Source organism: Mycobacterium sp. THU-M104 (assembly GCF_049197365.1).
GTDB lineage: Bacteria > Actinomycetota > Actinomycetes > Mycobacteriales > Mycobacteriaceae > Mycobacterium.
The window spans coordinates 1-9,747 of record NZ_JBMIOP010000221.1 but is presented as its reverse complement, the minus strand read 5'-3'; the positions used below and the strand labels follow the sequence as shown (position 1 = coordinate 9,747).

Below are 9,747 nucleotides of genomic sequence, written 5' to 3'. Positions count from 1 at the left end.
TCGACCCGCACGCCGTCGTCGAACGCGCCGCCACAGCCGAACACGAGCGCACCGTCACCATCCGCCCCGCCCCCGACACCATGACCTACCTGACCGCGCTACTACCGGTGACCCACGGCGTCTCGGTGTACGCCGCGCTCACACGCGCCGCCGACACCACCTTCGACGACCGCACCCGCGGCCAAGTCATGGCCGACACGCTGATCGAACGGATCACCGCACAACCCGCCCACGTGCCCACACCCATCGCCGTCAACCTCGTCCTCACCGACGAGACCCTGCTCGGCGGCACCACCACACCCGCCGAGCTGGACCGGCTACGGCCCCATCCCGGCCGCCGTAGCCCGCAACCTCGTCAGCACCGCAATCACCGACACCCGATCCCGGGCCACCCTGCGCCGGCTCTACGCACACCCCCGCACCGGCGCCCTGGTGACGATGGAATCACGCGCCCGGACCTTCCCCAAGGGCCTGGCCACCTTCATCGACCTACGCGACCAGCGTTGCCGCACCCCCTACTGCAACGCCCCCATCCGCCACCACGACCACGCCCAACCCTGGGCCCGGGGCGGACCGACCACCGCCACCAACAGCCTGGGCACCTGCGAACGATGCAACTACACCAAAGACAACCCCGGCTGGCACGTCACCACCAACACCGACGAAAACCACACCCACACCGCGCACTACACCACACCCACCGGCCACACCTACCAATCAACAGCCCCACCCCACGCACCCACCATCGATGTCAGCGAACTCGAAACCCGCATCGGCATCACACTGACGCAACGGCACGCCGCCTAGGCGAGGTCGAGGCGGCCCGTCAGCCGCGACCGGTGAGGTTTTCGACGTCGATGACCTCGCCGCGGTTGATGCTCACCCAGTCGCGGCCCTGTAGGTAGGGACGCAGACTGCGGCCGATGAGCTCCGCATCGGCCGGGGCCTTGGGTCGCTGAAGCTCGTAGACGTGCGGTAGCTCGGCCATGCCGGTCACCACGGTCCACAGCTTCAGGGAGTCCGGACCGGTCGGGGGATCGACCAGAACGGGGCCGAACAGGCACTGCCCGGACAGAAACAACGTCGGCACCCCGTAGCCGCCGGCGTCGACGACCCGTTGATGGTCGGCACGGACATCGTCGTGGGTGGTCGGGTCGGCCAGCGCCGCGTCGAGCGCCGCCTCGTCGAGATCCAACTCCTCCAGTAGGCGCCGCGCCACCGCCGGGTCGTGCGGTTTGCCGCCCGCGATGTGCAACTCATGGCCGATCCGCGCGTACCACCGGTCCAGCAGCGCCATGTCCGTCCGCCGCAGCAGCGCCCCGATGCGCATCAGCGACCAGCCGTAGGACCACTCCCGCTCCCACGGATGCTTCTTGCCGTCTGCGCGGTTGATCTCCTCGAGGCTGAAGAACCGCCAGTTGACCGTGATCCCGGTCTGTTCCCGGACGTCGCGGATCCACAGCGCGGTCTGGTAGGCGAAGGGACACATCGGGTCGAAGTGGAAGTCCACGGCGTTGCTCATCACGACCTGCCCGATGGTGATCAGTAGTGGTAGGTGTCCGACGGCGCGGGCGAGTGCACCGGTTCGTCCTCGAACTCGGACGTTTCGATACCGTAGGCGCGGGCCAGCTCGAGGATCTTGTTCGCCCGCGAGATGCGCGGCAGATCGGAACCGTTGCGGATCTCACCCCCGTCGCGCTCGAACTCCGCGAAAAACTCTTTCGCCCAAGCTATCTCGTCCTGCGAGGGGGACAACCCCTCGTTCACCACGGCGCATTGATCCGGGGACAGGCAGATCTTGCCGGTCATGCCGAACTCGACGGAGACGGCCGTGGCCTCGATGAGCTTGAGCGGGTTGGAGCCGATGGTCGGGCCGTCGATCGCGCTGGGCAGCCCGGCCGCCTTGGCGGCGATGGTGAACCGCGACCGGGTGTAGGCCAGCGTGGACGGGTCATCACCGAACCCGGTGTCCCGGCGGAAGTCGCCGATGCCGAACGCCAGGCGGAAAGTCCCCTTGGCGGCGGCGATCTCGGTGATGCGCTCCAGGCCGCGCGCCGTTTCGACCAGCGCCACGACCGGCACGTCGGGCAGCCGCTTGGCGGTCTCGGTGACGTGGTCGACGGATTCGACCATCGCCAGCATCACCCCCCCGACGGGGGTGGCCGACAGCGCCGCGAGGTCGTCCGCCCACCACGGGCTGCCGAAGCCGTTGACACGGACCCAGTCGGTGTTCCCCGCCCCGAGCCAGCGCACGACGTGGTCGCGGGCGACGGCTTTGTCCTTGGGTGACACCGCGTCCTCGATGTCGAGGACGACGATATCGGCGCGGGAGTGCGCCGCGGACTGGAATCGGTCGGCGTGCGCGCCGTTGACCAGCAGCCAGCTCCGGGCCAGGACCGGGTCGATGCGCGACCCGATGTCGGCGGGGTCTACCGCGTGGCTGTTGACCTGCTCATACATTGATTGATCCGTCGTCATGCTCGTTCCGTGGTGAGGTTGTCGTCAACAACCGTAGCGGCCCTGACAACGGCGCGGCGCGAGCCGCCCGGTTTTCCGTAGGCTCGGTGCGGTGAGCATCACTCCCGACATGACCGTTGCTCTGCACGACCGCTTCCTGCGCGACCTGCCCGAGATGGCCGTCCGCTGGCACGCCGAGACGCCCCCCGACGCGCGGTTGCTCGTGCTCAACGAACGCCTCGCCGCGGAGCTCGGGCTCGACCCCACGTGGCTGCGCAGCCCCGACGGGCTGCGTTTCCTGGTGGGCGAGCTGGTGCCCGACGGGGCCACCCCGGTAGCCCAGGCCTACGCCGGGCATCAGTTCGGCGCCTTCGTCCCCCGGCTGGGCGATGGGCGCGCCCTGCTGCTCGGCGAGCTCGCCGACGACCACGGAGGCCTGCGCGACATCGCCCTGAAAGGCTCGGGTCGCACGCCCTTTGCGCGCGGTGGCGACGGCTTGGCGGCGGTGGGGCCCATGCTGCGCGAGTACCTGATCAGCGAGGCGATGCACGCGCTGGGCGTGCCGACGACACGGTCGCTGGCCGTGGTGGGCACGGGGTGCCCGGTGCAGCGGGACACCGAGCTGCCCGGCGCCCTGCTCACCCGGGTGGCGGCGAGCCATCTGCGCGTCGGGAGCTTCCAGTACGCCGCAGCCTCCGGCGACACGGGTCTGCTGAAGCGCCTCGCCGACCACGCGATCGCGCGCCACCATCCCACCGCCGCCGCGGCGCAGCGCCCCTACCTCGCGCTGTTGGAGGCGGTGGCCGACGTCCAGGCGTCGCTGATCGCCCGGTGGATGCTGATCGGGTTCGTGCACGGGGTGATGAACACCGACAACATGACGATCTCCGGCGAGACCATCGACTACGGACCGTGCGCCTTCATGGAGGCCTACGACCCGGAGACCGTCTTCAGCTCGATCGACTCCCGGGGGCGCTACTCCTACGGCAACCAGCCCGTCGTCGCGCGGTGGAACCTCGCCCGTTTCGCCGAGACGCTGCTGCCGCTGATCTCGGAGAGCACCGAGGAGGCGGTCGGGCTCGCCGAGGCGTCGTTCGGCGTGTTCGGCACCCGGTATGACGCCGTGTGGGCGCCAGGCATGCGGGCCAAACTGGGACTGCCTGCCGAGGCCGACTCCCACGCCGATGCCGACGCCGCGCAACTGATCGACGAGCTGCTCGCGCTGCTGCAGGCGGGCGGCGTCGACTACACGTCCTTCTTCCGCCACCTCGGCCGGGCCGCACGCGGGGACGCCGGGCCCGCCCGTGCATTGTTCGACGACGCCGACGGCTTCGACGACTGGATGCCGCGCTGGCGGGCCCTTGACCCGGACCCGGAGTCGATGGACCGCACCAACCCGGTCTACATTCCCCGCAACCATCTGGTCGAGGAGACCCTGGACGCGGCGACCGCCGACGACCTCGAACCGCTGGAACGACTCCTGCAGGCGGTGACCGCCCCGTACGACGAACGGCCGGGCTTCCAGCGCTACGCCGACCCCGCCCCCGAGGGATTCGGCGCCTACCGAACGTTCTGCGGCACCTGAGGCGCGCCGCGCCCTGAGCCAACGGATCGGCGGGAGATGGCTAGCATGGCCGACATGCCCGACCCGGTAACGGCTACCGACGAACCGGCACCCGACGGCGGCGAAACCGTCGCCGCTTCCGTTTCGCCAGGTCCGGACGAGGTCGAACCCGCGTGGTCGCGCGAGGACGACGAGGGGGACGCGGGCGCACCGGCCGCGGCCCGTCAATCGTGGCAAGCGACCTGGCGCAAAGCCGCCGTGTTGCTCGTCGGTGGTCTCGCGGTGGCGGGGGCGATCGTCATGGCTTTCTGGCTGTCGAGCCCGCCGGACTCCCCCGCGCCGGCGACGGGACGCACACCCTCGTCGTCGTCGTCGGCGGCGGCGTCGGCCGCCTCGGCCGTGCCGTCGTCCATCGCCTCGACACCCGAGCAGGACCAGAAGTACATCCGGGATCTCAACGACCACGGGATCTCGTTCGCCAATCCCCAGGCCGCCATCTACAACGGCAAGATGGTGTGCCAGAACATCAGCCAGGGAATGACCGTGCCGCAGTTGGTCGTGGAATTCCGCGCGAGCAACCCCGCGCTCGGCGCCGACGCCGACGCCTATGTGGCCATTTCCGTCCACGCGTACTGCCCGCAACACGACAGCTCGGTCAACGGCGGCTGACGAGGCTCCCCGGCGTCACCCGCGGGCGTTACGATCGGGCGCATCCGAGTGAGCCGACCCTGGCCGGCAGTACTTGCTGCGCATCGTGTCGTCGTCTGTCCGACTTGTCGTGACCTCGACAGACCTGACAGGGTAGGGGCGCGGTCCCCGAGATGAATGCAACCGCGGCGACCATCCGGGGCGACAAAGGAGTGAGCGCATGAGCGTCGAGGGCAATCAGGTCCCGACCGAGTCGGCGCCTCCTCAGCGCCCGCGGCGGCGCCGCCGGTTGTGGACCGAATCCGCCGGGTCGCTGGTCTTCGCGGCGTCCGTCGCCGCAGTTGCCGTGGTGGGCCTGAGCGCGGTAGGCGTCTATTTCCTGCGCGACAAGACGGCGACCTCGCCAGGTCCGCAGACGGTGACCGTCTCGCCCTCGCACAAGACGCCGTCGCGGCGCGACGGACCGGACGGGGCCTTCCTGACGGCGCTGGCCGCCTACGGCATCGTCGACAACGGGACCGAGGCCGTTCGGCAGCGGTTCATGGAGTTCGGTCATCACACGTGTTTCTCGCTGCTGCCCCCGGCATCGCAGCCCCTGGAAGCGGTCGTCGACAAAATCGTGGCGGCGGAGAACAAAGACGTCGCCGACGGAAATACGTGGTCTCCGACGTTCAGCCGCGACGACGCCGAGAACCTGGCGCAGGCCGCGATCCACGCCTACTGCCCGGACGCGCAGCAGTAGGAACCCCTCAGTCCTCGGCCAGCAACCTGCCCATTTCGGGGATGACGACCTGCAAAGCCTTCAGGGGACGCAGCATCACCTTCACCGAGGTGATCTTGCCGTCGTCGTTCCAGTGGATCATGTCGATGCCGTTGACGTGGATGCCGTCGACCGCGGCGACGAACTCGAGCACCGCAGAATGCTCGCCGTACCACTTCTCGACGTAGCGGAATCCGTTGCCGGCGAACAGCTTCGCTGCGGCGGCCAGGTAGTGGACCACCTTGTCGCGGCCCGCCTGCGGTGTGAACAGCGCGGGAGAGGCGAAGACCGCGTCCTCGGTGAGCAGCACGCGCAGCTCGTCTGTCCGGCCGGTGTCGAGAATCTCGATCCAGCGTTCGATCACCGGTGGTGTCACCCCGCAAAACTAGCGTCTCGTGTGCGTCGAGCCGCACCCGGCTTGGTGTGGGCCGGGCGAGCCCCCGCTACGCGCCGACCGATGGGCACGGGAAGGTCGGGTTTGGGGCCCGCGGCCCGGGGCGCGACGGTGCGACGCGCGGAAACCGCCACCAACGCCGGCAAGACGGTACCGACGGCGATGCCCGTGCGCAGCGGCATAGCGCCAGGGTAGATGGATCTGCGGGGCATACGCCGCCGCCACTTCGAGCACATGCCGGTGCGGTGACCTGGAATGATGGCGTGCTGTGTCGCGCGCATTCGACGGCTTGGCCGAATCACCTGCCAGCGTTGGGCAGATTCACGCCGCGTTCGGTCGCAAGGATTATTGGCTGGACCGCCTGAAGACCAACCCCGCGGCCACCTCGCTGGATTCGCTGAGCGTGGACCCCGACGGCACGCTGACCGTGCAGTTCACCCAGTATCTGGGCCGCCAGCTGCTCCCCGGGCCGGTCGCCAACGTCATTCCCGGCGACGTGAAACTGGTGAACGTCGAGCAGTGGACACCGGACGGTGACAATGGGCTACGCGGGCGGGTCGATGTCTCGGTCTCCGGCGGGTTGGGGACATGCCGCGCTCGGGCGTGGCTGGAGCCGGCGGCGGCCAACGGCTCGCGACTGCGCGTCACCGGCAGCGTGCAGGTCAAAATTCCACTGGTGGGCAGCCGCCTCGAGAAGGCCGTCGGGGCCAACCTGGCGCAGAACATCCCCACGGTCATGTGTTTCACCACGGCGTGGCTCGACGAACACGCGTGACACCAATGCCGATCGCGCCCGATGGATTCCTAGTCGTCGCGGCGTGGGACGTCGAACAGCCCGAGGTCCAGCGTCCGCGCGACCTGCGCCACGGCGGCTTGGGCGCGCACACTGTTGCCCACCTCGTCCAGTGGCGGCGAGAACGCGGCAATTGCCAGTTGACCCGGGGCCACGGCAACCAATCCGCCTCCCACACCGCTCTTGGCGGGTAGCCCCACCGAATAAGCCCAGTCACCCGAGCGCGTGTAGATGCCTTCCATCGTCATCGCAGCCAGCACGTATCGGACGTTGCGGTGCGCGACGACCCGCGCGCCGGTAAAGGGATTGGACCCGCCGTTGGCCAATGTCGCGCCCATGACCGCCAGATCCACCGTCGTGACCAGCGTCGAGCATTGGCGGGTATAGACGGCGCAGGCTTCCATCGGGTCGCAGTAGATGGACCCGCCGTCGCGCAGCAGCCAGGCGATGGCGCGGTTGTGAAAGTTGGTATCCTGTTCGGAGGCGTTGATCTCGTCGCTGATCGAGATCTGACGCCCCGCGAAATCGCTTTGCACTTGCAGGATCTGGCGCCAACGGTCTTCGGCATCGGCGGCGGTGACCAGGCTTGCCGTCGCTATCGCACCGGCATTGACCAGCGGCGACATCGGTTTGTCATTGTGCTGTTCCAGCGCGGAGACCGAATCGAAAGCGCGACCGGTCGCGTTCGCACCGACCTTGTGGAGGACCTCTTGGTGGCCGCGTTGCTCGATCACGAGCGCGAGGGTGAAAACCTTCGAGATCGATTCCAGCGCGAATTCGCAACCGGCATCGCCGGCGGTGAATATCTGCCCGTCGACGGTCGCGACGCACACGCCGAACAGTTCCGGGTTCACCTTCGCCAGGGCCGGAATGTAGCCGGCGTTTCTGCCGCCCCGCTTGTCCTTCTGGTTGTCATACGCGTCGGCAACTGCCTTCGCGATCCGATCGGCAGACATGGCAATACGAGTCATCTGCTCAATTCTGTGTCACGCCAGCATGGCCGGCGGCGGTAGTGGTGACGACGCGGTGGATGAAGCCGAGCTTGTCGACCACGCGCGGCGGCAGCGAGAACGGGTACAGATCGCCGCGACCCATCGAGTGGTTGACCCGGTTCAGGACACCCGACAGCGGTATCCAGTCCCCGACGATGTCGGCAATCGTGGCGTCAGCATAGGACTCCCGCGCGTCGATGTCCGTTTCGAGATCCCACTTGACCCGACGGGCCTGCAGCACCAAACCCGAATCCGCGATCGTGGCAAGGGTTCCCGTGATGTGCAAATAGTGCGCAAAGCTCTCGGCGAAATCTTCCCACGGGTGCGCGGTCGCGTACTCCGAGATGTAGCTCGACTGCCAGCCGGCCGGGACCACACCGCGGTAGTGGCGCTGCAGGGCGGCCTGATAGTCCTCGCGCTCATCGCCGAAGAATGCCCGGGCGTCCTCGGCCAGGGCCGTGTCCTGGACGAGAATCATCTCGTAGTAGTGCCCGACCTCGTGACGAAAGTGCCCCAGCATCGTGCGGTAAGGCTCTTTGAAATGGATCCGGAGTCGCTCGCGGTAGAGTTCCAGCGACTCGGCCAGGTCGATGGTGATCACCCCGTCCGCATGCCCGATCGTCACCGGGCCGCCCGAGGACTCACTCGACAACAGGTCGAACGCCAGCCCGTCATCGGCCTGGTAGTACGGCCGGACCGGCAAGCCCAATTCGATCAACTGGAAAATCAACCGCCGCAACGTCTTCAACGTGTCGTCGAGTTCGGCCAGCGCCTTGGCGTCGTCGGCCGCCGGACCCCGGCGAACGAAGCTGTCGGCGAAGCACCGATCCGATCCGGAATCACAGGAGGTGAGCCAGTTGCAACCCCGCGTCCAGTGCGCACAGCTGACCCAGCGACGTTCGTCGACAATCACGTCGGCTTGCCCCGAGAGAGCGAGCATCTGACGCGATGGGTAGTGGTAGCCGACCGCCGTCGCACACGTCGGGCAGCGTTGCACCTCGAAACCGACCGCCTTCCCGCACTTCGGGCATCCGAACGCGCGCACGGTTCAGGACGTGCCCGCGCCGGCCGAGCGGATCGAGGTACACGTGCGGTCATTGCCCATCGGCTCTCCCAGCCTCTCGTCGCTTTGCCGCGAGCATATGCCAGTCGATGCCGCGGGCAGGTGATCGCGCCCGGTCCGGGCCGCTGACCAGCCGCCCCGGCGTGCGCGAAAATCTGCGGAATCCTTTTCGGCATGCGGCGCGTCGAGCTTTGCGGGGTCCCAGAGCTGACTACGCTCAGAACGACCGAGTGCGTGGGGCGACCACGACCGGAGAGAGGACGCGCAGCGTGAATCACTACAGCCGAACGACGACACCGACACTACCGATGCTGGGTCTTTTGGCGTCCGCCGTCTTCGGCTTGGGCGCAGCAACCGCCCAAGCCGACACCGCCAGCATCAACACCGCCAGCGTCCAGTTCCAGCCGACGACAACGAACAAGGTTCCGAGTCTGCGCGTCACCGTCACAGACACCAGTGGAAACGGGAAACCCGGCACGTACGGGTCCTGCACTTTCGACGCCACCCCCACGCTGGGGACCATGGACGTCCTTCAAGGAATCGGGACTCCGATGGCACCCCTCAACCAGACTTTTGAACTCAAGCAGGGAGGCAACGCCGAGTTGAACTTCGCGCCCGAACTCCCGACCGGCACCCTGTGGAACGTCACCGTCAGCTGTACCGACCCCGTCCAAAACCAAACCGCGACCGTCTACGACGAACCGATGCCGTTCTGACCCCGTGCGCAGGCTTCAACATTTCCGCTGCGACTGACACAATCGCCTCATGCCCACCGACCCCGAGCACCGGCCTCTGTCGGACGCACCGACACCGTCGCGCGAGCGCGTAACGCCCGAGGACTGGGAGCGATACGGTGACGAAGATCAGGTGCGGTCGGCGTGGGACGAGAGCCGCCTCCACGACGAGCAACCGCCTCATCACCGCTGACCGCGACCCCCCATCTTTGGTGGAGCTGCCGGGAATCGAACCCGGGTCCTACGGCATTCCCTCAAGGCTTCTCCGTGCGCAGTCCGCTGTGCCTCTACTCGGATCTCCCGGTCACGCGAACCAGCCAGGATGACGATCCCAGTCGCTGT

At 67.8% G+C, this 9,747-nt stretch carries 12 protein-coding genes, 1 other RNA gene and 1 pseudogene; 7 read left to right on the top strand and 7 right to left on the bottom strand.

Annotated elements, in window-relative coordinates; genetic code table 11:
• Positions 1–807: pseudogene (locus ACOJVU_RS16940) on the top strand (HNH endonuclease); the annotation flags it as partial.
• Positions 808–826: 19 nt separating this feature from the next.
• Here ACOJVU_RS16940 and ACOJVU_RS16935 read toward each other — a convergent pair.
• Together ACOJVU_RS16935 and ACOJVU_RS16930 are read right to left on the bottom strand one after the other, a co-directional pair.
• Entirely contained in the window at positions 827–1,522 is a 696-nt protein-coding gene (locus ACOJVU_RS16935) for a DsbA family protein (RefSeq protein ID WP_421530825.1), read from the bottom strand.
• A 20-nt stretch (positions 1,523–1,542) separates the two neighbouring features.
• Complete coding sequence (locus tag ACOJVU_RS16930) at positions 1,543–2,460, bottom strand: HpcH/HpaI aldolase/citrate lyase family protein (protein ID WP_421530826.1); 918 nt, start codon at positions 2,458–2,460, stop codon at positions 1,543–1,545.
• Between the two features lie 109 nt (positions 2,461–2,569).
• Here ACOJVU_RS16930 and ACOJVU_RS16925 point away from each other — a divergent pair, with 109 nt between their 5' ends.
• The 3 genes from ACOJVU_RS16925 (at position 2,570) to ACOJVU_RS16915 (ending at position 5,411) form a co-directional block, all read left to right on the top strand.
• The gene (locus tag ACOJVU_RS16925; protein WP_421530824.1) at positions 2,570–4,042 is read left to right on the top strand and encodes a protein adenylyltransferase SelO; all 1,473 of its coding nucleotides are present in this window, start codon (positions 2,570–2,572) and stop codon (positions 4,040–4,042) included.
• 54 nt (positions 4,043–4,096) lie between these two features.
• A complete protein-coding gene (locus tag ACOJVU_RS16920; RefSeq protein WP_421530823.1) occupies positions 4,097–4,690 on the top strand; it encodes a DUF732 domain-containing protein in 594 nt (197 codons plus the stop codon).
• 199 nt (positions 4,691–4,889) lie between these two features.
• Positions 4,890–5,411: a DUF732 domain-containing protein gene (locus ACOJVU_RS16915; RefSeq protein WP_421530822.1), complete on the top strand. Its 522-nt coding sequence runs from the start codon at positions 4,890–4,892 to the stop codon at positions 5,409–5,411.
• A 7-nt stretch (positions 5,412–5,418) separates the two neighbouring features.
• Here the strand turns inward: ACOJVU_RS16915 and ACOJVU_RS16910 are convergent, their stop codons facing one another.
• On the bottom strand, positions 5,419–5,805 hold the full coding sequence (locus tag ACOJVU_RS16910) for a nuclear transport factor 2 family protein (RefSeq protein ID WP_421530821.1): 387 nt from the start codon (positions 5,803–5,805) through the stop codon (positions 5,419–5,421).
• 286 nt (positions 5,806–6,091) lie between these two features.
• Between ACOJVU_RS16910 and ACOJVU_RS16905 the strand changes: the two genes are divergently transcribed.
• Complete coding sequence (locus ACOJVU_RS16905) at positions 6,092–6,598, top strand: DUF2505 domain-containing protein (RefSeq protein WP_421530820.1); 507 nt, start codon at positions 6,092–6,094, stop codon at positions 6,596–6,598.
• Between the two features lie 29 nt (positions 6,599–6,627).
• On the opposite strand, the gene glsA is transcribed toward ACOJVU_RS16905, so the two are convergent.
• The 3 genes from glsA to ACOJVU_RS16890 form a co-directional block, all read right to left on the bottom strand.
• A complete protein-coding gene (gene glsA, locus ACOJVU_RS16900) occupies positions 6,628–7,587 on the bottom strand; it encodes a glutaminase A (protein ID WP_421530819.1) in 960 nt (319 codons plus the stop codon).
• Positions 7,588–7,591: 4 nt separating this feature from the next.
• Positions 7,592–8,653 carry a zinc-binding metallopeptidase family protein gene (locus tag ACOJVU_RS16895; RefSeq protein ID WP_421530818.1) on the bottom strand — a complete coding sequence of 354 codons (1,062 nt, stop codon included), beginning with the start codon at positions 8,651–8,653 and terminating at the stop codon, positions 7,592–7,594.
• A gap of 295 nt (positions 8,654–8,948) precedes the next feature.
• Positions 8,949–9,194 carry a hypothetical protein gene (locus ACOJVU_RS16890; RefSeq protein WP_421530817.1) on the bottom strand — a complete coding sequence of 82 codons (246 nt, stop codon included), beginning with the start codon at positions 9,192–9,194 and terminating at the stop codon, positions 8,949–8,951.
• Positions 9,195–9,222: 28 nt separating this feature from the next.
• Between ACOJVU_RS16890 and ACOJVU_RS16885 the strand changes: the two genes are divergently transcribed.
• Positions 9,223–9,387 (top strand): hypothetical protein, encoded by a 165-nt coding sequence (locus ACOJVU_RS16885; protein WP_421530816.1) that lies wholly within the window; start codon positions 9,223–9,225, stop codon positions 9,385–9,387.
• Between the two features lie 49 nt (positions 9,388–9,436).
• Positions 9,437–9,598, top strand: coding sequence for a hypothetical protein (locus tag ACOJVU_RS16880; RefSeq protein WP_421530815.1), 162 nt, complete (start codon positions 9,437–9,439; stop codon positions 9,596–9,598).
• Positions 9,599–9,615: 17 nt separating this feature from the next.
• On the opposite strand, the gene ssrA is transcribed toward ACOJVU_RS16880, so the two are convergent.
• Positions 9,616–9,747: a transfer-messenger RNA gene (ssrA, locus tag ACOJVU_RS16875) on the bottom strand; the annotation flags it as partial.

Bases quoted from the DNA above. Each gene is read 5' to 3' on its own strand.
- ACOJVU_RS16935 (WP_421530825.1), bottom strand. From the start codon at position 1,522: ATGAGCAACGCCGTGGACTTCCACTTCGACCCGATGTGTCCCTTCGCC.
- ACOJVU_RS16930 (WP_421530826.1), bottom strand. From the start codon at position 2,460: ATGTATGAGCAGGTCAACAGCCACGCGGTAGACCCCGCCGACATCGGG.
- ACOJVU_RS16920 (WP_421530823.1), top strand. From the start codon at position 4,097: ATGCCCGACCCGGTAACGGCTACCGACGAACCGGCACCCGACGGCGGC.
- ACOJVU_RS16915 (WP_421530822.1), top strand. From the start codon at position 4,890: ATGAGCGTCGAGGGCAATCAGGTCCCGACCGAGTCGGCGCCTCCTCAG.
- glsA (WP_421530819.1), bottom strand. From the start codon at position 7,587: ATGACTCGTATTGCCATGTCTGCCGATCGGATCGCGAAGGCAGTTGCC.
- ACOJVU_RS16890 (WP_421530817.1), bottom strand. From the start codon at position 9,194: ATGGTCCCCAGCGTGGGGGTGGCGTCGAAAGTGCAGGACCCGTACGTG.
- ACOJVU_RS16885 (WP_421530816.1), top strand. From the start codon at position 9,223: ATGGCACCCCTCAACCAGACTTTTGAACTCAAGCAGGGAGGCAACGCC.
- ACOJVU_RS16880 (WP_421530815.1), top strand. From the start codon at position 9,437: ATGCCCACCGACCCCGAGCACCGGCCTCTGTCGGACGCACCGACACCG.